The sequence below is a fragment of the Lacinutrix salivirga genome (assembly GCF_053604675.1).
This window is the reverse complement of record NZ_JBSHNP010000126.1, coordinates 62,956-87,096: the sequence shown is the minus strand read 5'-3', so window position 1 is coordinate 87,096 and position 24,141 is coordinate 62,956. Positions and strand designations below refer to the sequence as shown.

The following is a 24,141-nucleotide window of genomic DNA, read 5'->3' as shown; positions in this document are numbered from 1 at the left end:
AGTGAGTTAAAACACATATACTTGAATAATTTTAAAGCCATACAATCCAAATTAGAGCAATTTATTAGAAAATACTATACCAACGAGTTAATTAAAGGTATTATTTTATTTTTTAGTATTGGGTTGCTGTATTTCTTGCTAACACTACTCGTAGAGCACTTTTTGTGGCTTAATACCACAGCGAGATCTGTGTTATTTTGGCTATTTATTGTTGTAGAATTGGTACTATTTACAAAATTTATTGTAATGCCTTTAGCGAAGTTGTTTAAGCTTCAAAAAGGGATAGATTATGAGGATGCTTCAAAAATTATTGGCAATCATTTTCCAGAAGTTAACGATAAGTTGGTTAATGTGCTTCAATTAAAACAATCACAATCACAATCGGAGTTATTATTGGCAAGTATTGAGCAAAAATCTGCCGAGTTAACACCAATACCTTTTAAACTGGCTATTAATTTCAAGAAAAATGCTAAATATCTCAAATACGCAGCAATACCTTTAGTTATAATTGCTTTAACTGCGTTAACAGGTAAATTTAATTTATTTAGCGATAGTTATGAGCGTGTTGTAAATTATAAAACGGCTTACGAGCCACCAGCACCTTTTCAGTTTTTTGTAGTTAATGAAGACTTGCAAGCCACAGAAAATAACCCATTTACTTTGGTCGTTCACACAGCAGGAGACGTAATACCAGAGAACGCACAAATTACTTTTAATAACGAAACCTATTACCTTAAAACCCTTGGTGGAGGCGATTTTGAGTATGTTTTTGAGCAACCTAAAGCCAATACCACATTTACGCTTAATGCAAATAATGTAACCTCAAAACCCTATACTTTAAATGTGGTTGAAGTACCAACATTACTCAGTTTCGATATGGTTTTAGACTATCCATCGTACACTAAAAAACGCGATGAGGTATTAAAAAGCACAGGAAATGCTGTCGTTCCACAAGGCACAAAAGTTACTTGGAAATTAAAAACAAAGGCAACAGATAAAGTATTATTATATGCCAAAGATACGCTGTCTTTTACTAAGGAAAACACAACAGATTTTACAGCTTCTAAGCGTGTTTACAAACAGTTTAACTACAACTTAAGCACAAGCAACGCCTATTTAATAGATTACGAAAATCTGGCCTATTCTATAAATGTGGTTAGAGATGAGCATCCAGAATTAATAATTAACTCTAAAATCGACTCTTTAGACCAGCAAACACTTTATTTTCAAGGAAAAGTTAGTGACGATTATGGCTTAAGTAAACTACAATTAGTGTATTATCCTGCGGAAAATGAAGCCAATATTCAAATTGAAAATATTCCTGTGTCTAACTCTAATTTCGACGAGTTTATAAGCGCGTTTCCAAATCAACTTAATATAGAAGAAGGCATCAGTTATAACCTCTATTTTCAGGTGTTTGATAATGATGCGCTTAATAACTATAAAAGCACAAAAAGTACAGTGTTTAGTTATAGAAAACGTACAAAAGCTGAAGAAGAACAGAAAAACCTACAAGAGCAAAACCAAACCATTCAAGATTTAAATAAAAGTTTGGAGAAATTTGAAGAACAGGAAAAAGAGCTTCAAGAACTATCTAAAACCCAAAAGGAAAAAGCAGAGTTAAATTTTAATGATAAAAAGAAGCTCGAAAACTTTATTAAACGACAAAAAGAGCAGGAAGACATGATGAAGAAGTTTAATAAAAAACTAAAAGAAAATTTAGAAGACTTCCAGAAAGAAAACAAAGAAAAAGACCAATTTAAAGAAGATTTAAAGAAGCGTCTTAAAGAAAATGAAGAGCAGTTACAAAAAGACGAAAAACTACTAAAAGAACTTGAAAAATTAAGAGAAAAGTTAAGTAAAGAAGACATCTCTGAAAAATTAGATAAGCTTGCTAAACAGAACAAAAATCAAAAACGCAGTTTAGAGCAATTAGTAGAAATTACGAAGCGCTACTACATTACTAAAAAACTAGAAAACCTTGCTAAAGACCTTGAAAAACTAGCCGAAAAGCAAAACGATTTAGCCAACAAAGAAAAAGACGAAAACACAAAAGCGAAGCAAGATGAATTAAATAAAGAATTCAAAAAGTTTCAAGAGGATATGGAGCAGCTTCAAAAAGACAACAAGGAGCTTAAAAAACCAATGCGAATTCCTCAGAATAAAAATGAAGAAGAAAACATTGAAAAAGAACAACAAAAGGCTTCAGAAAATTTAGAAGAAAAAGAACAGTCGCAAGACGAACAAAAGAAACAAGATAGCAACAGTAAAGCACAAAAAAGCCAGAAAGCAGCAGCGCAAAAAATGAAAAACATGAGTGCTAAAATGTCTAAGGCTATGCAATCTTCTGGAGAGCAATCTCTACAAGAAGATGTAGAAATGCTACGTCAGATTTTAGATAATTTAGTATTGTTTTCTTTTGATGAAGAAGATTTAATGGATAAGTTTAAAAGTATAGAAGTTAACCATAATGAATATGCAACTTATTTAAAAAAGCAAAAGGATTTACGCTCTCATTTTGAGCATATAGACGACAGTCTATTTGCTCTGTCTTTACGACAACCAAAAATATCCGAACAGGTAAATAAGGAGATTTCTGAGGTATTTTTCTATACAGATAAAGCCATGGCTCAACTTGCCGAAAACAATTTGTATCAAGGCACAGCAGCACAGCAATACACAGTAACTCATGCAAATAATCTAGCTAACTTTTTAAGTGATGCTTTGGATAGTATGATGAATGCTATGGCTATGCCAAAACCTGGACAAGGAGAAGGCGGAATGCCATTACCAGATATTATTATAAGTCAAGAAGAGCTTAACGAGCAAATGAAAGAGGGAATGAAAAAGAGCGACAAAGGCAAACCTCAAAATGGAGAAGGAGAACAAAAAGGAGAAAAAGAAGGAGGTGAAGAAGGCGAAGGGAAAGAAAAAGGTAAACAAGGCAAAGATGGAAAGGAAGGTGAAAAGGGAGAAGGTGGCGAGAATGGAGAGCAGGATGGCGAAGGTAAAGGAAGTCAACAAAATGGAGATGGCTTTAGCGAAGATGTCAATGGAGAGTTGTATAAAATCTACCAACAACAACAACAAATCCGTCAGGCTTTAGAGGAGCGATTAGAAAAAGAAGGTTTAGGAGAAAATGGAGATGCAAAACGTTTATTAAAACAAATGGAAGATGTGGAATTAGATTTAATAAACAAAGGTTTTACTGAAAAAACACATAGTAAAATGATGAATTTACAACATCAATTACTAAAGCTTAAAAACGCCACTTTTAAACAAGGCCAAGAAAATAAAAGAGAATCTCAAACTAATAAAAAGGAGTTTCAGAATAACACAAATAATCAAATTCCAACTGCAAAACAGTATTTTAATTCTACCGAGATTTTGAATAAGCAATCCTTACCTTTGCAACAAATTTATAAGCAAAAGGCACAAGACTATTTTAAAAATAATTAATGATTAGTTTCAATTACGAGAACGATTTTGAATTAGATAGTGAAACTGAGGTTTCTAATTGGATATCTAATGTTATTGTATCTGAAGATTGCATAGAAGGTGAGATGAATTATATTTTTTGTGACGATAAGTATTTACACAAATTAAATGTACAATTTTTAAATCACGACACGCTAACAGATATTATTAGCTTCGATTATTCCATAGGAAAAAACTTACAAGGAGATATATATATTTCTACCGAAAGAGTAGCAGATAATGCTAAAGATTTTGATGTAGAATTTACACAAGAATTGCAACGTGTATTAGTACATGGTATTTTACATTTTTGTGGCTATAAAGACAAAACAGAAGAAGAAGCTATTGTTATGCGAAGTAAAGAAGATTTCTATTTACAACAGTATAAAGGTAGTTTGTAGATTCGTTGTATATTTGCAGACTTAAATTTTTATACTGCTTAATTGGCAGTTTTAAGTTTAATACATTTTAATACTAATTACAGGTTCCTGCCTTTGCAGGAATTATAGTGTTCCACGTGGAACATAATTTATAAAACGCAAAGTAATGTTTAATGAGATTTACGATGTTATTGTAGTAGGAGCTGGTCATGCAGGAAGTGAAGCAGCAGCAGCAGCAGCAAATATGGGAAGCAAAACATTATTAATTACAATGAATTTGCAGAACATTGCGCAAATGTCTTGTAATCCTGCAATGGGAGGGATAGCTAAAGGTCAAATTGTACGAGAGATTGATGCACTTGGTGGTTATAGTGGTATTGTGAGTGACACTTCTGCGATTCAATTTAAAATGCTTAATAAAAGTAAAGGACCTGCAATGTGGAGTCCAAGAGTGCAAAGCGACAGAATGCGCTTCGCTGAGGATTGGAGATTGCTTTTAGAGCAAACTAAAAACCTCGATTTTTATCAGGAAATGGTTTCTGGTTTAATTGTAGAAAACAATAAAGTAGTAGGTGTAAAAACCTCTTTAGGAATTGAAGTAAGAGCGAAATCTGTTGTACTTACTAATGGTACTTTTTTAAATGGATTAATTCATATTGGAGATAAAAATTTTGGTGGAGGAAGAGCTGGTGAAAGAGCTGCAACAGGTATAACTGAACAATTGGTTAATTTAGGTTTTGAATCTGGCAGAATGAAAACAGGAACACCTCCAAGAGTGGATGGTCGATCCTTAGATTTTTCTAAAATGAGTGAACAGCCTGGTGATGTCAATCCAGAGAAGTTTTCTTATTTAGATATCACAAAACCATTAACACATCAACGCTCTTGTCACATGACATATACTAGTGAGCAAGTGCATGATGTTTTACGCGAAGGCTTTGATCGCTCACCAATGTTTAATGGTAGAATTAAAAGTCTTGGACCAAGATATTGTCCGAGTATAGAAGATAAAATAAACAGATTCGCAGATAAAGATAGGCACCAATTATTTGTAGAACCAGAAGGTTGGAATACTGTAGAATATTACATAAACGGTTTCTCTACATCCTTACCTGAAGATGTACAATTTAAAGCTTTACGTTCTGTTGTTGGTTTCGAAAACGTTAAATTCTTTAGACCTGGTTATGCTATAGAATACGATTATTTTCCACCAACTCAACTTAAACATACTTTAGAAACCAAACTTGTTGAAGGTTTATATTTTGCAGGACAAATTAACGGAACTACTGGTTACGAAGAAGCCGCTTCGCAAGGTTTAATGGCAGGCATAAATGCAAGTTTAAAAGTGAGTGAAAAAGAACCTTTTACGCTTCAAAGAGACGAAGCTTATATTGGTGTTTTAATAGACGATTTAATTACTAAAGGCACAGAAGAACCTTATAGAATGTTTACCTCGCGTGCAGAATATAGAACGTTATTACGACAAGATAATGCAGATATTCGACTTACACCTAAAGGTTACGTTTTAGGTTTAGCTTCCGAAAAACGCTTAAAACGTATGGAAGAAAAACATAATGCAGCAGAAAAGTTTGTGGATTTTTTTAGGACTACAAGTGTACTTCCGGAAGAAGCAAATCCTGTTTTAGAAAGCAAAGGGTCTGCCTTAGTAAAGCAGTCTGATAAAATGTTTAAACTTTATTCTAGACCAAACATTACTATAGACGATGTGCGTAAATTTAAAGCTGTTGATCAATACATAAAAGATAACGATTTAGATACTGAAGTGATTGAGCAAACAGAAATACAGGTTAAATATTCTGGATATATTGCAAAAGAAAAAAGCAATGCAGATAAATTAACACGACTTGAATATGTGAAAATTCCAGAAAATTTTGACTATTCTCAAATTAACTCTATGAGTTTGGAAGCAAGAGAAAAACTTAAAAAAATACAACCAACTACAGTGTCTCAAGCTTCTAGGATTAGTGGTGTTTCTCCAAACGATATTTCTGTATTGTTAGTTTATATGGGAAGATAGTTGTCTTGCCAAAGTAGAATTTCTATTAATTATAATATAAAACACTAATCATGTTCCACGTGGAACATGATTAGTGTTCACAAAACTAGTCTTAGTAAAAACAAGGATTTACTATTCTGAATTTGTTTCAGAATTTATTAAAAATGAAAAAACAAGAACGCTATTTAAAAGTAAAAGACCATTCTGTTTCAGGTGAAGAGTTTTCATTAATTGAGAACACAACCTATGGTTTTTTAGAAACATCTCCACAGCCAAAAGAAGAAGATCTTCCTGCGTATTATAAAACCGAAGATTACATTTCGCATACAGATTCTAAACGAAATCTATTTGAAAAAGCGTATCATTTAGTTAGAAGTCTTTCTTTAAAACGAAAATTAAAATTAATTAATTCGTTTAAAAATTTAAAATCAGAACAGAATCCTTCCGAAGAAAAAAAACTATTAGATGTTGGTTGCGGAACAGGAGATTTTTTAAAAACAGCAAAAACCAATAATTGGAGTGTATTTGGAATTGAGCCAAACACAACTGCTCGAAAAATAGCTAACCAAAAAACTAATCAAGCAGTTTTTGATAGCGATAAACTTTTAGAATTTGAAAAACATAGTTTCGATGTCATTACGCTTTGGCATGTGTTAGAACATTTACCAAACCTTGAAGAGCACATTTCAATTCTGAAATTAGTATTAAAACCAGAAGGTAAACTTATAGTTGCAGTGCCTAATTATAAAAGTTACGATGCTAAATATTACAAAGCGTTTTGGGCCGCTTTTGATGTGCCTAGACATTTATGGCATTTTAACAAACACTCTATTTCCTCTTTATTTTCAAAAGTAGAAATGGAAGTGACAAAAACGCTTCCTATGAAATTCGATGCTTATTATGTGTCGTTACTTTCCGAAAAATATAAATCAGGCAAAATGAATCCATTTAAAGGGTTCTGGATTGGTTTACGATCAAATTTAAAAGCTAAACGCTCTGGAGAGTATTCTTCGTTAATTTATGTGATTAAAAACAGCTAATTCTTATTATAAACATTAAATTTAAACCCAAAGGCGAATAGATGTAAGAATACATGATTAAAATTTAAAACCGCCTTAAATCGCTTTATTTTAATTCATTTTTAATAGTTTATTCTTATTTCAAAAATAAAAACAATAAATATTTATTATAATTAATAATAAAAACAATTTTTACATTTGCGCACACTTAAAAAATTATTATGAAAAATACAATTTTAGCTTTATTCATCATTTTAGGAGTTTCTTCTTGTCAACAACAAAAAATGGGATATATTGATACTGGAGAAGTAATAAATGCTTACCAGCACAAAATTGACATTGAAAAAAAGTTTGATGGTAAAGACGAAGCGTTTAAAAAGAAAACCGATAGTATTGGACAAGCCTTTCAATTAGAAGCTCAAAAATTTCAAATGGCTGCTCAAAAAATGTCTAAAACAAAAGCACAAGAAAATTACCAAGCCTTAGGTCAAAAACAACAAATGTTGCAGCAACAAATGCAATTTGAACAACAACAGTTGACTCAAGAGTTTCAAAAAGAAATAGACTCGGTAATTATTAATGTAAAAGAGTTTGTAAAAGATTACGGAAAGAAAAACGGTTACACCTATATTTTAGGAACTAGTGAAGGTTCTGCTAGTGTGTTATATGGCATAGACGAAAACAATTTAACCGAAGAAATTACAAAAGCACTTAACGACGCTTACAAAAAATAAAAAAATTAATCCCTTACCAAAAAGCCAGACTGTTTAGTCTGGCTTTTTTTATTTTAAAACCCGAGATGTACAAGTCTTAACATAATTCTTTATATTTGAGACAATTAATTATTACTGTCGCTATTAATGATTTTTATAAAGACGATAAAGAAGCAGTTTTTGCTCACTCTTATTTTCTTTACTTTTTTTTTATTTACCATTGCTCAGGAAGCCATTCCATTTAAGGTTCAAAAAGAATTTTATATCTATGGCGATGCTGTTGTTATTGGTAATAATATATTAAGTGAAGACGCTAAACAACCCTTCAATACATTAGAAACTACTAATGATGATATTGATATGGTGTTTGTAGATATAGATAACGACGAGTCAACATTTAGCTCAAGTTCAGCCAAACTTAAACTACCACAAAACCATACTAAAATTGCTTATGCCACTTTATATTGGAGTGCAACCTACAGCTATGAGCAAGGGTTTAAAAGAGAATCTGGTGGCAGTTTTTTCTTCCAAGGTAAGCGTCCTAAAAAACGGAATATCAATAAAATAAAATTTAAACTTCCCAATGGAGACTATCAAAATATTACAGGTAAAGTAGAGTTTGATGGTGCAAAAAGCTCATTATTTAGGCTTAATTCTCCCTATGTATGCTCTGCAGATGTTACTAAACTATTAAAACAAGCGCAAACTATAAATGGCGATTATACTGTTGCAAATGTAATAGCTTCTAAAGGCTATGTGTCTGGAGGTAGTGCTGCAGGATGGTTATTATATGTGGTTTACGAGGCTCCAACATCTAACCCAAAATACATAACAACATATAATGGCTTTGCTCATGTAGGCAGACAAACTGTCGAAGTAAATTTTAAGGATTTTAAATCTTTAGACATAGGCGAAATCAATACTTCGCTTACAATTGCAACCTTAGAAGGTGATAGTGATATTGACCAAGATGAATGTTTAATTATAAACAAAAAAACAAACCAAAGTGTAATTTTAAACTCTAGCTTAAGAGAAAAATCTAACTTTTTTAATAGTAAAATAACCACTAACGGCACTTATTTATCCAATAGAACGCCAAATAGCCAAAACACCTTAGGTTTTGATATTGCCACTTTAGATATTCCAAAAACAGATAATCCTATTATTAATAATGATACAGAAGAAATTACTCTTGCATTTAATACGAAATCAGATAGGTTTTATTTGTTTTTTACAGCGTTTCAAACAGAAATAAGTAAAGCGTTTTATGAAGAAAAAAACAATAATTTTAATAATGAAACTTCAGAAATTTCAAGCGGAACTTTAGTTGAAGTAATAGAAAGGCCTAAAGCTTTAAAAGAAGAAATGCCGATAGCTCAAATCTCTTCTAATAAAATTGATGCGCGTAAACAAAAAGCGAAACGAGAGAAAGCAGCCAAAAACAAAAAAGAAAAAGAGGAGCGAGAGAAGAAGGCTAAAGCAGAAAAAGAAGCAAAAGCTAAAAAACAGAAAGCCGAAAAAGAAAAAAGAGATAAAGATGCTAGAGAAAAACGAGAAAGTGCAGAAAAAGTTAAGAAACAAAAAGAAGAATTAGAAAAGAGAGAGAAAGCATTAAAAGAAAAAGAAGAAAAACTTAAAAGTGAGAAAGAAGCGCTTACTAAAAAAGAAAAACTCCGTAAACCAGAAATACAGCAAACTGCAGCAGAATCAACTCCAGAATTTAAAGAAATAGTTCCTATAGAGCAAAAACAAAAAATGCCTGAAATGGCAGCAAATGCTAAGAAAAAAATTGCTTCTGGCACATCAGAGTTACCTGTTTGGCTAAAACAAAACGATAACAAAACAATAACTCAAAATAATAAGGTACAAACTTCCAAATTTAGTCCAAAATCATCACGATTAATAGGTGATTATTTAGAGTTAACAAGAGAAAATTATAAAGAATTATTAATTCCAGATGATTACATCTACGAAACACAAACCTTTAAACGTGTTTACAATCAAAAACCTACAGTAATAGTAGGTGCAGAAGAAGGATATTATATAATAAACGCTATAGTTACTAACGCAAAAGACGCTATAGATTTGCAATTTGAATTAAAAGTAAATGGTATAAACTCTAATATTATTGAGGACCAAAACAACAACAAGTTTTATATTTACTTATTTAAATCAACAAATTTTTACGATGTCTTTATGCAACGTAAAGCCTTTTCTAAAACAGAACTACTAAAAAATTGTTGGATAATTAACATTAAGCAATAAACTACTCCTTTTTTGCGTGCAATAAACGTGTTAATTTTATAGACAAATCGGTTAGGATAATTTTAGAGTTTCCGTTACGCTCTATATGGTAAATAGCATCTTGCAACTCATTAGAGATATCCATTATATTATTGCCATGCACAAAGGGCGCAAAGTTTTCGAGTTTAAATTTCTCATTTTTTGGTTGCAAATACACAAGAGATTCTGCATTATAATTAACCAGTAATGCTTGTCTAAAAAAGTCTAAACAAAAATTTAAAAATTGTTTTTGGGTTTCTCTACCTGTTTTGGCGATATCCTCACTCCAATTAATTAAATCGTGTATTGCACTTTTGTTTCCTTTAGCTTTAAAAGCACTTCTTATCCAGAAAATAAACCAATCTTCAAACTGTGTGTCTTCACTATCATGATACACTAAATCTGCTGCTTTATTAAAGTTTCCGTCACTTTGGTGCGCTATTTTTGTTGCAATAGCTTCATTTAAACTAAAGTTTTCAATTAAAGCGTGTTTAATGGTTTCTTCTGCTAAAGGTGGAAAGTGTAAAACCTGACAACGCGATCTAATGGTACTAATAATCTGCTCTTCATCTTCAGCAATAAGTAAAAAAACGGTTTTATTTGGAGGCTCTTCAATTAACTTTAATAATTTATTGGCTGCAGCAGTATTCATTTTTTCTGCCATCCAAATCAGCATTACCTTGTAGCCACCTTCGTAAGATTTTAAGGTTAACGCCTTTACAATTTCATGCGCTTCGTCAACACCAATCTGTCCTTGCTTATTATCAACACCAAGTAATTTATACCAATCAAATAAGTTACCATAAGGTTGTTGTTTTAAAAGCTGTCTCCATTCTTCTAAATAAAAACTAGATACAGGTTTGCTTTTAACCTTATCACTTGTAGTTACAGGGAAAGCAAAATGTAAATCAGGATGCGAAAAGTGCTCAAATTTTAAATTACAGGCAGTATTGTCTCCGTTATTTTCTCCATTGCTATTAGCACACAAAATGTATTGCGCATAAGCAATTGCCATAGGTAAAGTACCCGAACCTTCAGGTCCTACAAAAAGTTGAGCATGTGGTATTCTACCATTATCTACACTTTGCGTAAGGTGTTTTTTTATATGTTGTTGACCTAAAATACTGGAAAAATACATAGCGCAAATATAATTTATTATTCGATAAAACAGAGCGGAAACCAAACGCCTTTAAACCTATAAATGCATTTTATTGTACCTATTTTATTACAGTATCACTTGATTTGCATATATTTGATGTTACTTTTATTTAAAATGCTATTTAAACTAAACTAATGAAATATTTTTTAAGCCTCATTTTATTTTGTGTTTTCGGCTTTACAGCTATAGCACAAGATAGTGTAGAATTTAAAGTTAAAAACGAGTTTTATATTTATGGAGATGCTCAAGCTATAGGAAATACTATAATGAGTACGCATCCTACCGAAGCTTTTAACGATGCTACAGATAACAATGACGACCTGGAAATGACCTACGTAGATGTGGATAACGACGACACTACATTTAGCTCTAGTAAAGCAGGTTTGTCTCTACCAGATAATTTAGAAGAAGTGGTTTACGCAGGACTTTACTGGACAGGAACTTACAATAAAGAATTAGGTATAAAAGAAGAATTTAGCGGAAGCCTAATTTACAAAAGCAAAGGAAAACGAGATAATAACATAAATGTTATAAAATTTAAAACGCCAGAAAGCGAGTATAACACCATAACAGGCTCTGTTGTTTTTGATGGTCACAACACAAAGGAACACAGAATAAATTCCCCTTACGTTTGTTACGCAGATGTTACAGAGTTAGTGAAAAATGCAAGCACTAAAAACGGACTCTATACTATTGCAAACGTAAGAGCAACTCAAGGTTATGTTACAGGAGGTAGTGCAGCAGGTTGGATGTTATATGTTATTTATAAATCGCCAACCGATAACCCTAAGTTTATTACTACTTTCGATGGTTTTGCCTTAGTAAACAAAGACCCAGTAGATGTTACTTTTAAAAACTTTAAAAGTATAGACTTAGGAGACTCCAGAACCTCTATTGTGGTTTCTGCTTTAGAAGGTGATGCGTCACTAAAAAGAGACCAATGCGCTATAATTAAAGCAGATGGCTCTTCTTTTTTACCTTTAGGAAATAAGTTTAGACGACCAAACAACTTTTTTAATAGTAGCATTTCTAAAAACGGCCAAATTAATACCGATAGAGTTCCAAATAGCGCTAACACATTAGGTTTTGATATTGCAGAGTTAAGTATTCCTAATTATAACAGAACGATAATTAATAACGAGGTTAATGAAACTACAATACGTTTAAATACAAAATCAGACCGTTATTACTTCTATTTTACAGCGTTCCAAACAGAGATTAGCCAGACCTATTTTAATGACTCTCCTCAGGATATTGTTTATGACGACAATACAGAGTATGCAAACACCACTAACAACAACTCTTATGCTAACTACAATACAAATTCTAATACAAAAACAACTGCGAGTTCAACAACAAGCTCAACAGTGAATTCAAGTTCTACCTCAAACACGTCGAGTAATACTTACGCAACAACAAACACTAGTAGTGCTAAAAAAGTAAGGCAACGTCCTGTTAGAAAAAGTCTTACATCAAGAGATTTTTATAGATTAAGAGATAGTCGATCTGCAATTATCGAAGGTATAGATCCTGGCTATTATGTAGTAACTAATGTATTTGCAGACCCATCAAATGTTGCCAAGTGGGAGAGTTTTTTAATTACAAAAGGCTTTAAACCAATTACGTTTATAAACCCATCAAATAACTGGCATTACGTTTATATTTATGCTAGCGAAGACATACAAACAGCCTTTACAACACTACAAGACACAAAACAAGAAAATAAATTATGGGACACTTGGATTTTAAAAGCCAACCTGTAAAAAAATAGCCAATGAAAACCCTAAACGACTTCAATTTTAAAGATAGAAAAGCATTAATACGAGTAGATTTTAATGTGCCATTAAATGACAACTTTCAAGTCACTGACGACACAAGAATACGCTCTGCCAAACCTACAATAATTAAAATATTAGAAGATGGAGGAAGCTGTATATTAATGTCGCATTTAGGAAGACCAAAAGGTGTTCAAGAGGAGTTCTCCCTAAAGCATATTACAAGTAAAGTAGAAGACATTATTGGTGTAGAAACAAAATTTGTTTCAGATTGTACAGGAGAAGAAGCCAAGCAAGCAGCCGAAGACCTTAAACCTGGTCAACTTTTAATTCTAGAAAACCTAAGATTTCATAAAGAAGAAACTGAAGGAGATAAGGATTTTGCAGAAGCATTGTCTAAATTAGGAGATATTTATGTAAACGATGCCTTTGGAACAGCACATAGAGCACATGCCTCAACAACAGTAATAGCTCAGTTTTTTCCAGAAAAAAAATGTTTTGGAGCACTGCTATCTAAAGAGATAGAAAGCATAAAAAAAGTAATGGAAACAGGAGAAAAACCTGTACTAGCAGTACTTGGAGGCGCAAAAGTATCGTCTAAAATAACTATAATCGAAAATATACTCGATAAAGTAAACCACCTAATTATTGGAGGCGGAATGACCTTTACCTTTATAAAAGCTCAAGGAGGAGCAATTGGTGACTCTATTTGCGAAGACGATAAAATGGAGCTTGCTTTAGAGATTCTAAAACAAGCAAAAGCCAAAAACGTGCACATACACTTGCCTGTAGATGTTTTGGCAGCAAACGCCTTCTCTAACGATGCAGACACACAAATTGTAGATGTAGATAAGATACCAGATAATTGGCAAGGTTTAGACGCAGGACCACAATCCATACGGAACTTTCATGAGGTCGTTATGCAATGCAAAACCATTTTATGGAATGGACCATTAGGAGTATTTGAACTAGAAAATTTTGCCAAAGGCACAATTGAACTTGGTAACTCAATAGCCGAAGCTACTAAAAAAGGCGCATTTTCTCTCGTTGGTGGAGGAGACTCTGTCGCAGCAGTAAAACAATTTGGTTTTGAGAAAAAAGTAAGCTATGTAAGTACAGGAGGTGGAGCAATGTTAGAGAGCTTAGAAGGAAAAACACTTCCAGGAATTGCTGCTATTTTAGAAGACTAAATACCAAAAACAAACCCTTCACGTTTTATATAAAACTTGTTTACATGAATCCCTTAAAACGCTTAATCGCTATTCTATTGCTGTTTTCTACGCAATTAATAATATCTCAAGAAGAAAATACTCGAATAGACGAATCTCAACTTGTTGCAGGACAAAGCTATGTTATTGATACTATAATTGATGGTAAAGCATTTTTTAAAAAAGAAGTAAAAACTATTGAGCCATTAGACACAAACGAACCGCTCTTAGATAATGAATTAGCCGAAGGGATAGATAAAAAATGGATGGACGAACTGTATAGTACAACACTGTTTGATACTATTTATAGAGATGTAACAAATTTAAAATACGAAGCGGTTTATTACCCAGAACTATCCACAGACACTCTTAAAGCTAGATTAGAACGTTTAAATGCGAAAACACCTTTTAATGTAGAATACAATCCTATTTTAGAAAGTGTAATTAAATCTTGGCTAAAAAATAGACACCAATCACTCGAGCGTTTAATGGGATTAAGCGAATATTATTTTCCAATGTTTGAGCAGGAATTAGATAATTACGACATTCCTTTAGAAATGAAATATCTTGCCATTGTAGAATCTGCATTAAAACCAAGAGCACGTTCTCGCGTTGGAGCTACAGGCTTATGGCAATTTATGTTCGCTACAGGAAAACAATATGGATTGGATGTAAGTAGTTATGTTGATGAGCGTAGCGATCCTATAAAATCTACAAAAGCAGCATCGCGCTATTTAGCAAAATTATATCAAATATTTGGCGATTGGGATTTAGCACTTGCCGCTTATAACTCAGGACCAGGAAATGTTAGTAAAGCGATACGTCGCTCTGGAGGTTATGAGAATTATTGGAATATTAGAGCTAATCTCCCTCGAGAAACAGCAGGCTATGTTCCCTTGTTTTTGGCAACAATGTATATTTTTGAGTATGCCGATGAGCATGGTTTTGTAAAGCATAAACCAGAATTTAGGCACATAGAAACCGATACAATACATGTAAAACAAATGATTACTTTAGATCAGGTTTCGGAATTCACAGGTGTCGAAATGGAAACGCTTCAGTTTTTAAACCCTTCTTATAAACTAGATATTATTCCTTATATAAAAGGAAAAAATTATACACTTCGTTTGCCTAGAGAATCTGTAGGTAAGTTTGTAAATAATGAAGATAAATTGTACGCATTTGCTAAAGCAGAATTAGATAAAAGAGAAAAACCATTACCACAACTCTTTAATTCTGAAAGTAAAACACGCTACAGAGTAAAGTCTGGAGATTATTTAGGTAAAATAGCCAGAAAATTTGGTGTAAGAGTTAGCCAAATTAAACAATGGAATGGATTACGAAGCAATAATTTAAAAATAGGACAACGCCTTACAATATACCCTCGAAATACTTCAGCAAGAAGTGTTAAAACGAAGGAAAGTACAGTAAAACCAATACCTTCTAACTTTAAAGGCAAAACCTATACAGTTAAAAGTGGAGACTCTCTATGGAGCATTGCTCAAAAATTTCCTGGAATTTCTGTTAGCGATATTAAACAATGGAACGGTATTAGTGGTACTAATTTAAAACCTGGAATGACACTAAAAGTGTCTAAAATTTAATTTAACATAACAGTTATGCGCTATTTATCCTTATTAAGCATCTTTTTTCTAATTGTATTTACTTCTTGTGAAGACAGTAAAAAATCTAACAAAAAAATATTATCTCAATCATCAGGTAAGATTAATTACGTTTCTGTAGTTGTAGATAATGAGTTATGGGAAGGTAGTGTTGGAGATGCTATTAGATCTGTTTTGGCAGCTCCTGTAGATGGTTTAAACCAAGACGAACCGTTGTTTAATATGAACCAAATACCACCAAATGTGTTTTCTGGATTTACAACCAAAAGCAGAACCATCTTAAAAATTGAAAAAGGAAAGCCTGCAGATACTAAAATTGGTAATAATGTCTATGCACAACCACAAAGAGTAGCTATAGTCTCTGGCGAGACAGTACAAGATATTGTAAAGCAAATTAAAGAGAGTGGACCAAAAATTGTAAAAGCATTTAAAGATACAGAAATAAAAGAACGACAAAAACGCATTAAAAAATCCCTATATGTTAACGACAGCTTAGAGAAACACTTTGGTGTAAGTATAAAATTTCCATCGGCTTATAAAATTGCAAAACAAGACGGAACATTTTTTTGGGCAAGAAAAGACATTCCTACAGGAACCACTAATTTTATGGTTTATGAGTTACCTTTAAGCGCAGTTAAGCGTAACGATAGTATAGCAAGCCAAGTTATTCGTGTAAGAGATTCTATTGGTAGTATTTATGTTAAAGGAAGGTCTGATGGTAAATTAAACGCTAAAGGAGAAGTTATAAACTCTTATATGATTACAGAAAAAGCCTATGCACCATTTTTATTCGAAACTATAATAGATAACAAACCAACTATAGAAACTAAAGGTGTTTGGGATTTAAAAGGCGATTTTATGTCTGGTCCATTTATTAATTATATGGTGGAGGACAAAATAAATAATAGATATATTGTTGTAGAAGGCTTTACTTTTGCACCTTCAGTTAGCAAAAGAGATCACATGTTTGAGCTAGAAGCTATTATAAAATCCTTAGAGATAAAATAAATAATAAGTAAAATAAGCCTATAAAAAAAGCCAACGCATTGCGTTGGCTTTTGTATTAATTTGTGTGTATTAAACTACTCTTTAGTTTTCTTTTCTGGTTCAGATTCCTCCTTACTAGCGTCTTTAAATTCTTTAATTCCACTCCCTAATCCTTTCATTAATTCAGGGATTTTTTTACCTCCAAAAAGCAAAAGAATTGCCAAGCCAATAATAACCCATTGCCAAGGACCAACAAACCCTAATAATATACTTAATGTATTCATAACTTAAAATTTAGATTACAAAGTTAATAATTAAACTTTAATAAAAGCGTTTTAAAGATAACTTTAGCATATTGTTAAAGAGAATGAATTATAATTTTATTTACTTTTGCTTGTAATGGCAAATAAAAAACCCAAAGAGAAAAGGAGGCTAAAAAAACTACTTAACAAGTATCGTTTAGTAATTTTAAATGAAGACACTTTTGAAGAACGATTATCACTAAAACTAACACGACTAAATGTTTTTGTTCTATTAATGCTATCTTCTATTATGCTAATAGTATTAACCACGCTATTAATTGCTTACACACCTTTACGAGAGTATATACCTGGATATTCATCGGTTAAATTAAAAAAACAAGCCGTTGCATTAAGTTATAAAACAGACTCTTTACAACAAGTAATTAACTTAAACGAAAAATATTACGAGTCTATTAAAAAAGTTTTAAAAGGTGAAGTATCAACTGTAAATTTTAATAGAGATTCTATAATTGCTGCTGCAAAAGTAGATTTAAGCGATGTGGATTTAACACCTATAGAAGCAGATTCTATTTTAAGAGAAAAAGTAGAAAAAGAAGATAAATATAACCTTTTCGAAACGGCAACGTCTAAAGCTAATTTTGTATTGTTCCCTCCTGTTAGTGGCACTATTAGTGAAGGTTACGACATAAAAAATAGACACTATGCAGTAGATATTGTTGTCCCAAAAGGCACGCCTGTTAAAGCTACTGCAGATGGTAGAGTAATATTTGCAAGTTGGACATCAGACACAGGCTATGTAATAATAATTGAGCACAGTAATGCTTTAATTTCGGTGTATAAACACAACTCTTCTATAACACAATCGCAAGGCGATTTAGTAAAAGCAGGTGAAGTTATTGCAACCTCAGGTAATACAGGTAGTTTAACAACAGGACCTCATTTACATTTTGAGTTATGGAGTGATGGCTATCCTGTTAACCCAACAAACTTTATAGATTTTAAATAATGCGCTCAATAAAATCAGCACTAGCAAAACCATTTGCAAAACGTATTTTTAAATCCATAAAAAAATGGTCTGAAAACCCTGTTAAAACGCAACAAAACGTTTTTAAAGAGTTAATTAATAAAGCAACAACAACACAATTTGGCAAAGACCATGATTTTAAAACTATAACTACACATAGTGATTTTGTAAACCGAGTTCCAATAAGAGATTACGAAACCTTAAAACCTTATGTAGAACGCGTTGTAAGAGGAGAAGAAAATATACTTTGGAAAGGTAAACCACTATATTTTGCTAAAACCTCTGGTACAACTTCTGGCGCAAAATATATACCTATTACTAAAGAAAGTATGCCAACACACGTAAAGGCTGCACGAAATGCAATACTACTTTACATACATGAAACGGGTAATACTAAGTTTATAGACGGTAAAATGATTTTTTTACAAGGAAGTCCAGTTTTAGAAGAAAAGAAAGGCATTCAATTAGGACGTTTGTCTGGAATTGTTGCACATTATGTCCCTAAATATCTTCAAAAAAACCGAATGCCCTCATGGGAAACTAACTGTATTGAAGATTGGGAGACTAAGGTTGAAGCTATAGTAGAAGAAACATTACCAGAAAATATGACTGTAATTTCTGGTATTCCGTCTTGGGTACAAATGTATTTTGAAAAGCTTCAGGAAAAAACAGGAAAAAAAATAGGAGATATTTTTAAAAATTTTAATTTATTCATTTTTGGAGGAGTAAATTATGAGCCTTATAAGGCTAAATTTGAGAATTTAATAGGCCGTAAAGTAGATAGTATAGAGCTGTATCCTGCGAGTGAAGGATTTTTTGCTTTTCAAGATAAGCAAGCTGAAAAGGGTATGTTGCTTCAGCTAAATTCCGGAATTTTTTATGAGTTTGTTAAAGCCGATGAGTTTTTCTCAGAACATCCAAAACGCATTACTATTGAAGCTGTTGAGGTTGGTATAAATTACGTAATGATTATTAGTACTAATGCAGGGCTGTGGGCTTATAATTTAGGAGATACTGTACAATTTACTAGCATCAAGCCATATAGAGTTATTGTATCTGGTAGAATAAAACACTTTATTTCGGCCTTTGGAGAACATGTTATTGGCAAAGAGGTAGAGCAAGCTTTACAAGCAGGAATAGAAAATACAACAGTACGAATAAACGAATTTACTGTGGCACCACAAATTAATCCTCCTTCAGGATTACCATACCACGAATGGTTTATAGAATTTGAAAACAAACCTGAAAATCTTTCCGCATTAGCGCAAAAAATAGATGCTTCTTTACAGCAACAAAACAGTTATTATTTCGATTTAATAAAAGGAAAAGTACTTCAGCCTTTAAAAATTACACCGATAGAAAAAAATGGATTTCAAAATTATATGAAATCCATTGGAAAGTTAGGCGGACAAAACAAGTTACCACGTTTGGCCAACGATCGTAAAATTGCCGACGCTTTAAATAACTTTATTTTAGCGAAATAATACTATATTTGCCTGTTAAATACGATATATGAAGAAAAAACATCATGCAAGAACGAGAGCTCAGGAAAGCTCAAATGCCATTGAGAGAATGTATATTACTATGCGACACCTTTTTAATCGTGGGTTTTACAAACCTATGGGAGTTTCTGGTGAAACACTTAGAGAAGCACTTTTGGTATTAAGACCAGAAATCTATGGTTCTATTGCAGAAGAAAAAGCAGAGCTAGAAGGATTGCTTTACGTTATAGATAGACTACCTTATGGCATAGAAGAATGTCTATTTATAAATTTAACTAGTGATGAAGGTTATGGAGATTCTCATTTCGAAGTTATAATACCACCAAAAAGAAGGCGTAATTGCTATCGAATAGATGAAGAGCAAATGAATATTGAAATCACTAGAGGACGCTCGGAAATCTACGATATTTTAACGCATCTTACCTTTTTATTTATAGAATCTCATAAAATTAGTCGTCGTGTAATTATAGACGAAAAAGGAAATACAACAAGAGATTGGATTAAATTAGAACAAGCAGCTTTATCTAAAAAGAAGCTAACGCAAAAGGAACGCGAAATTGCCATAACACATACAGCAAATATATTAGGTCGCACATTTAAAGAACTCACAGAAGTTTACCCAAAATTTGCTACAAAAAAACAGCCAGAACGCTTATTAAACATTGTGTATTGGTTAGGTAAGCTTGCCATTAACGAGGTTGTAAATAACCAAAAAAGAACGGTAACGTTTAGTCCAGTATTAAGAGAGCGTTTAGGACACCATATCCATGGAGAAATTTGGGCAGATAAAATTAAAGAAACTTTAAAAAAGCACAATCTTTTAGAACGACCTATTCATATTATTAGCGCAAATTTACACAGTGTAATGAATACACTTTTTGCGTCAACTGCATTAAAACAGTTAGCCAGTAAAAAAGATATTTTTCAGGTTTACGAAGCCTTAAGTAGTAAAGAGAATGAAGCGTTAAGAAATAAAGTGACACAAACAGCTTTACAAAACGGAATGATTTTTATTGAAGATGAATCTGGTACAAATATAGATGTTCAGATTTTTGACACCTCTAAACTAGATTTAACAAAAACAGATTTAGATATAAAAAAGAATAAAGATTCCAATCATCCTGTTATATTTGTCATGGATTACGCTTTTGGAGAGCAAGCTTACGAAACTATAGACGAGCTATTAAAACCTTATGGAGAAGGAAATAATAAAATACATTTAGATATTGAGTCTGTTTCTATTATGGGAAAAGCAGGAATTTTAGAAGGAGGAAAAGGTGATATTATGATTCCATCGGCTCATATTTTTGAAGGTACAGCAGATAATTACCCATTTAAAAACGAGCTTAGTAAAAAAGATTTGGAAGGTCAAGGTGTTAATGTTTACGAAGGCTCAATGGTGTCTGTTTTAGGAACCTCTTTACAAAACAAAGATATTTTAAAATTCTTTTTTAACTCAACATGGAATGTTATAGGCTTAGAAATGGAAGGCGCACATTATCAAAAAGCAATACAAGCAGCCTCTAAAGTTAGAGGGAGTATAAATCCAGACGTTAAAGTACGTTATGCCTATTATGCAAGTGATAACCCTTTAGAAACAGGAAGCACACTAGCTTCTGGAGGTTTAGGAACCTCTGGAGTAAGACCAACCTATTTAATAACACGTAAAATTTTACAACAAATATTTAATTAAAATGAGTAACAATTTACCAGAAAATAATAAGCCAGAAGAGGTAGATTTAGGAGTTATATTTACTTCAATCGAAAAGCTTTTTAAAAAAATAGGGGATTTAATAACCAAAATTGTAAAAATTATTATATGGGTTTTAAATAAGTTATTAATATTCTTTCTATTTTCTTTAAATATTATAAGACAACATTTTATAAAATTTATAGTTGCAGGTGTTTTGGGATTTGGGTTAATTTTTCTTTTAGAAAAATCTGAAAAACCTCAATATGTTTCAAATATAATAATTAAGCAAAATTACGAAACAGGTAGAGTTTTATATGACGTTATTAATAATTACAACTCTCTTGCAGAAAGCAAAGATTCTATTTCTTTATCTAAAGTATTAGGTATTGATGTTAGTATAGCCTCTAAACTCACTGGTTTTAACATAGTTCACAGAGCCAATAGAAACAAACTACTAGAGGAGTATTATAGGTTTGTTGAAACAGATTCTAATTTGCAAATTTCATATCAAAATTTTCTAGATCAAAAAAATCTTGAAGATTTTGCCATCCAAAACGTTTCTGTTAGATCTTTAAATCCTTCGATTTATGATTCTTTAGCGCCTCGAATATTATCTGCAATAACAGATAATAAGTATTTTTCAGAATTACAAAATAAAGACACTGCACTAATAAATAATAAAATAAATGACATTGAACGAATTTTAAAAGACTCAGATACGCTTCAAAAAAATTATTTAGATTTATTAAAAAATTATTACGGACAATCTGACGAAAAAAAAGAAACGAGTTCAACAATTAATTTGAATCTTTCTAATAGTGGAAAGGATAGAATTAACACTAAAGAGTTTGATTTATTCCAAGAACAGTCTAAACTTTTAGAGGATTTAACACTTTTAAAGGATGAGTTGAGAACAAAATCAAACATAATTGAACTACAAAAAGATTTCGATTTACCAATAAGAAAAGAAAGTAATTACAAAGGTAAAGCTATTTTATTATCAATTTTACTAATGCTATTAGTTCTTATATATTACATATATGTTAATCTAGGCTTTAAAGACTTTATAAAAACCTACGGAAGTAAAGACAGATTATTAAAAAAATGATTGATAAAACACTATTAGTTACTGGAGGAGCAGGCTTTATTGGCTCTAACTTTATACCTCATTTTATTGAGCATAATAACGATTATAGATTAATTAATTTAGACAAGCTCACTTACGCAGGTGAGCTTTCTAATTTAACAGAAATCGCTAATTATAGTAATTATGAGTTTATTAAAGGTGATATCTGCGATAGAGAGTTAATACAAAAGTTATTCGACAAATATAACTTCCAGGGCGTTATCCATTTTGCTGCAGAGTCGCATGTTGACAACTCAATAAGCAACCCAGATGCGTTTATAAAAACAAATATCCAAGGCACCTTTAATCTTTTGGATGTTGCTAAAAACCATTGGATGGATTCGCCAAACAGTTATAAAAAAGGATTCCAAAATGCAAGATTTCATCACATTTCTACAGATGAGGTTTATGGAACATTAGGAGCAACAGGTTTATTTACAGAGCAAACACCTTATGCGCCAAATAGTCCATACAGCGCTTCTAAAGCATCATCAGACTTTTTAGTACGCAGTTATTTTCATACTTACGGAATGAACGTGGTCACTACCAACTGCTCCAATAACTATGGGCCAAAACAACATAATGAGAAATTAATACCAACCATAATCAGGAAGGCCATCCAAGGCGAAAATATTCCTATTTATGGCGACGGAAAAAATATAAGAGATTGGTTGTACGTCTTAGATCACTGCAAAGGAATTGAACTTGTTTATCATAAAGGAAAAGCAGGCGAAACCTATAATATTGGTGGGAAAAACGAAAAAAACAATCTTTATATAGTTGATAAAATATGTACTATCTTAGATGAGCTTAAGCCAAAGAACACTTCCTACAAAGAACAAATTACTTTTGTAAAAGACAGACCTGGACACGATTTTAGATATGCAATAGATGCCACTAAATTAGAAAACGAATTAGGTTGGAAAGCTGAAGAAAATTTTGAATCTGGTATAATTAAAACAATAGATTGGTATTTGAAAAAATATTTGGAATAGAATAAACAGATTCTCTTTATTAAAAAAACAAGATTAACATGAAAGGAATCATATTAGCAGGAGGTTCAGGAACGCGACTACATCCACTTACAAAAGTGGTTAGTAAACAGCTAATGCCTATCTATGATAAACCTATGATTTACTATCCCTTAACCACTTTAATGTCTTCAGGAATAAGAGAAATATTAATTATTTCAACCTCTAAAGACACACCAAGATTTAAAGAACTTTTAGGAGATGGAACAGATTTTGGTTGTACTTTTGAGTATGCAGTACAAGAACAGCCAAATGGTTTAGCTGAAGCGTTTATAATTGGAGAACAATTTATTGGTAAAGATAGCGTCGCTTTAATACTAGGAGATAACATTTTTTATGGATCTGGTTTAAATGAAACGTTAGCGAATAATACAAACCCAAATGGAGGCGTCATTTTTGCTTATCACGTATTAGATCCACAACGCTATGGTGTTGTAGAGTTTGATAACAATAACAAAGCTATTTCTATAGAAGAAAAACCAGAGTACCCAAAATCTAATTTTGCAGTACCAGGAATTTATTTTTACGACAATTCTGTAATCGAAATAGCTAAAAACATAAAACCAAGTAAACGTGGCGAATTAGAAATTACAGACGTTAATAAAAAGTACTTAGAACAAAGTAAACTACACGTTCAGATTTTAGATAAAGGCACAGCTTGGTTAGACACTGGTACTTTTAATAGTTTAATGCAAGCCTCACAATTTGTACAAGTAATAGAAGAAAGGCAAGGTCTTAAAATTGGTTGTATTGAAGAAATAGCTTATAAAATGGGCTTTATAACCAAAGCACAACTACATAAATTAGCAGAACCATTACTAAAAAGTGGCTATGGTAAATATTTAAAACTTTTAGAATAAAT

At 32.1% G+C, this 24,141-nt stretch carries 18 protein-coding genes; 16 read left to right on the top strand and 2 right to left on the bottom strand.

The features are described 5' to 3' along the window. Positions 1–21 precede the first annotated feature (21 nt). The 6 genes from ACVC5O_RS11440 to ACVC5O_RS11415 all read left to right on the top strand — a co-directional run bounded on the left by ACVC5O_RS11440 (position 22) and on the right by ACVC5O_RS11415 (position 9,871). Positions 22–3,459 (top strand): DUF4175 family protein, encoded by a 3,438-nt coding sequence (locus ACVC5O_RS11440; RefSeq protein WP_452221616.1) that lies wholly within the window; start codon positions 22–24, stop codon positions 3,457–3,459. After that, positions 3,459–3,878: an rRNA maturation RNase YbeY gene (ybeY, locus tag ACVC5O_RS11435; protein ID WP_452221615.1), complete on the top strand. Its 420-nt coding sequence runs from the start codon at positions 3,459–3,461 to the stop codon at positions 3,876–3,878. The genes ACVC5O_RS11440 and ybeY overlap by 1 nt, the downstream gene beginning before the upstream one ends. A gap of 145 nt (positions 3,879–4,023) precedes the next feature. Then, positions 4,024–5,895, top strand: a complete 1,872-nt coding sequence (gene mnmG / locus ACVC5O_RS11430) for a tRNA uridine-5-carboxymethylaminomethyl(34) synthesis enzyme MnmG (RefSeq protein WP_452221614.1) — start codon at positions 4,024–4,026, stop codon at positions 5,893–5,895. A 143-nt stretch (positions 5,896–6,038) separates the two neighbouring features. Then, entirely contained in the window at positions 6,039–6,914 is an 876-nt protein-coding gene (locus ACVC5O_RS11425) for a class I SAM-dependent methyltransferase (protein ID WP_452221613.1), read from the top strand. Between the two features lie 200 nt (positions 6,915–7,114). Then, positions 7,115–7,627 carry an OmpH family outer membrane protein gene (locus tag ACVC5O_RS11420; protein WP_452221612.1) on the top strand — a complete coding sequence of 171 codons (513 nt, stop codon included), beginning with the start codon at positions 7,115–7,117 and terminating at the stop codon, positions 7,625–7,627. A 159-nt stretch (positions 7,628–7,786) separates the two neighbouring features. Further along, complete coding sequence (locus ACVC5O_RS11415; protein ID WP_452221611.1) at positions 7,787–9,871, top strand: hypothetical protein; 2,085 nt, start codon at positions 7,787–7,789, stop codon at positions 9,869–9,871. A gap of 1 nt (position 9,872) precedes the next feature. On the opposite strand, the gene ACVC5O_RS11410 is transcribed toward ACVC5O_RS11415, so the two are convergent. Beyond that, positions 9,873–11,027: a DNA polymerase III subunit gene (locus ACVC5O_RS11410; RefSeq protein WP_452221610.1), complete on the bottom strand. Its 1,155-nt coding sequence runs from the start codon at positions 11,025–11,027 to the stop codon at positions 9,873–9,875. 155 nt (positions 11,028–11,182) lie between these two features. On the opposite strand from ACVC5O_RS11410, the gene ACVC5O_RS11405 reads away from it, so the two are divergent. The 4 genes from ACVC5O_RS11405 to ACVC5O_RS11390 are packed head-to-tail and all read left to right on the top strand — an operon-like array spanning position 11,183 to position 16,661. Continuing rightward, on the top strand, positions 11,183–12,811 hold the full coding sequence (locus tag ACVC5O_RS11405) for a hypothetical protein (RefSeq protein WP_452221609.1): 1,629 nt from the start codon (positions 11,183–11,185) through the stop codon (positions 12,809–12,811). 11 nt (positions 12,812–12,822) lie between these two features. Next, on the top strand, positions 12,823–14,013 hold the full coding sequence (locus tag ACVC5O_RS11400) for a phosphoglycerate kinase (protein WP_452221608.1): 1,191 nt from the start codon (positions 12,823–12,825) through the stop codon (positions 14,011–14,013). Positions 14,014–14,057: 44 nt separating this feature from the next. Beyond that, entirely contained in the window at positions 14,058–15,635 is a 1,578-nt protein-coding gene (locus ACVC5O_RS11395; RefSeq protein ID WP_452221607.1) for a LysM peptidoglycan-binding domain-containing protein, read from the top strand. A gap of 15 nt (positions 15,636–15,650) precedes the next feature. Beyond that, positions 15,651–16,661 (top strand): DUF4837 family protein, encoded by a 1,011-nt coding sequence (locus ACVC5O_RS11390; protein WP_452221606.1) that lies wholly within the window; start codon positions 15,651–15,653, stop codon positions 16,659–16,661. A gap of 74 nt (positions 16,662–16,735) precedes the next feature. Here ACVC5O_RS11390 and ACVC5O_RS11385 read toward each other — a convergent pair whose 3' ends face one another. Beyond that, a complete protein-coding gene (locus tag ACVC5O_RS11385) occupies positions 16,736–16,924 on the bottom strand; it encodes a twin-arginine translocase TatA/TatE family subunit (RefSeq protein WP_452221605.1) in 189 nt (62 codons plus the stop codon). Between the two features lie 115 nt (positions 16,925–17,039). Between ACVC5O_RS11385 and ACVC5O_RS11380 the strand changes: the two genes are divergently transcribed. The 6 genes from ACVC5O_RS11380 to rfbA are packed head-to-tail and all read left to right on the top strand — an operon-like array spanning position 17,040 to position 24,139. After that, the gene (locus ACVC5O_RS11380) at positions 17,040–17,909 is read left to right on the top strand and encodes a M23 family metallopeptidase (RefSeq protein ID WP_452221604.1); all 870 of its coding nucleotides are present in this window, start codon (positions 17,040–17,042) and stop codon (positions 17,907–17,909) included. Beyond that, complete coding sequence (locus ACVC5O_RS11375; protein ID WP_452221603.1) at positions 17,909–19,411, top strand: GH3 auxin-responsive promoter family protein; 1,503 nt, start codon at positions 17,909–17,911, stop codon at positions 19,409–19,411. The genes ACVC5O_RS11380 and ACVC5O_RS11375 overlap by 1 nt, the downstream gene beginning before the upstream one ends. A 28-nt stretch (positions 19,412–19,439) precedes the next feature. Continuing rightward, a complete protein-coding gene (locus ACVC5O_RS11370; RefSeq protein ID WP_452221602.1) occupies positions 19,440–21,122 on the top strand; it encodes a DUF6909 family protein in 1,683 nt (560 codons plus the stop codon). A gap of 1 nt (position 21,123) precedes the next feature. Then, entirely contained in the window at positions 21,124–22,230 is a 1,107-nt protein-coding gene (locus ACVC5O_RS11365; RefSeq protein WP_452221601.1) for a hypothetical protein, read from the top strand. Continuing rightward, entirely contained in the window at positions 22,227–23,243 is a 1,017-nt protein-coding gene (gene rfbB, locus ACVC5O_RS11360) for a dTDP-glucose 4,6-dehydratase (RefSeq protein WP_452221600.1), read from the top strand. The genes ACVC5O_RS11365 and rfbB overlap by 4 nt, the downstream gene beginning before the upstream one ends. 38 nt (positions 23,244–23,281) lie before the next feature. Next, positions 23,282–24,139, top strand: coding sequence for a glucose-1-phosphate thymidylyltransferase RfbA (gene rfbA, locus ACVC5O_RS11355; RefSeq protein WP_452221599.1), 858 nt, complete (start codon positions 23,282–23,284; stop codon positions 24,137–24,139). Positions 24,140–24,141: the final 2 nt, after the last annotated feature.

What these genes read in the sequence shown, in the direction of transcription:
- ybeY (WP_452221615.1), top strand. Translation starts at nt 3,459, where the DNA reads ATGATTAGTTTCAATTACGAGAACGATTTTGAATTAGATAGTGAAACT.
- mnmG (WP_452221614.1), top strand. Translation starts at nt 4,024, where the DNA reads ATGTTTAATGAGATTTACGATGTTATTGTAGTAGGAGCTGGTCATGCA.
- ACVC5O_RS11425 (WP_452221613.1), top strand. Translation starts at nt 6,039, where the DNA reads ATGAAAAAACAAGAACGCTATTTAAAAGTAAAAGACCATTCTGTTTCA.
- ACVC5O_RS11420 (WP_452221612.1), top strand. Translation starts at nt 7,115, where the DNA reads ATGAAAAATACAATTTTAGCTTTATTCATCATTTTAGGAGTTTCTTCT.
- ACVC5O_RS11410 (WP_452221610.1), bottom strand. Translation starts at nt 11,027, where the DNA reads ATGTATTTTTCCAGTATTTTAGGTCAACAACATATAAAAAAACACCTT.
- ACVC5O_RS11405 (WP_452221609.1), top strand. Translation starts at nt 11,183, where the DNA reads ATGAAATATTTTTTAAGCCTCATTTTATTTTGTGTTTTCGGCTTTACA.
- ACVC5O_RS11400 (WP_452221608.1), top strand. Translation starts at nt 12,823, where the DNA reads ATGAAAACCCTAAACGACTTCAATTTTAAAGATAGAAAAGCATTAATA.
- ACVC5O_RS11395 (WP_452221607.1), top strand. Translation starts at nt 14,058, where the DNA reads ATGAATCCCTTAAAACGCTTAATCGCTATTCTATTGCTGTTTTCTACG.
- ACVC5O_RS11390 (WP_452221606.1), top strand. Translation starts at nt 15,651, where the DNA reads ATGCGCTATTTATCCTTATTAAGCATCTTTTTTCTAATTGTATTTACT.
- ACVC5O_RS11385 (WP_452221605.1), bottom strand. Translation starts at nt 16,924, where the DNA reads ATGAATACATTAAGTATATTATTAGGGTTTGTTGGTCCTTGGCAATGG.
- ACVC5O_RS11380 (WP_452221604.1), top strand. Translation starts at nt 17,040, where the DNA reads ATGGCAAATAAAAAACCCAAAGAGAAAAGGAGGCTAAAAAAACTACTT.
- ACVC5O_RS11375 (WP_452221603.1), top strand. Translation starts at nt 17,909, where the DNA reads ATGCGCTCAATAAAATCAGCACTAGCAAAACCATTTGCAAAACGTATT.
- ACVC5O_RS11370 (WP_452221602.1), top strand. Translation starts at nt 19,440, where the DNA reads ATGAAGAAAAAACATCATGCAAGAACGAGAGCTCAGGAAAGCTCAAAT.
- ACVC5O_RS11365 (WP_452221601.1), top strand. Translation starts at nt 21,124, where the DNA reads ATGAGTAACAATTTACCAGAAAATAATAAGCCAGAAGAGGTAGATTTA.
- rfbB (WP_452221600.1), top strand. Translation starts at nt 22,227, where the DNA reads ATGATTGATAAAACACTATTAGTTACTGGAGGAGCAGGCTTTATTGGC.
- rfbA (WP_452221599.1), top strand. Translation starts at nt 23,282, where the DNA reads ATGAAAGGAATCATATTAGCAGGAGGTTCAGGAACGCGACTACATCCA.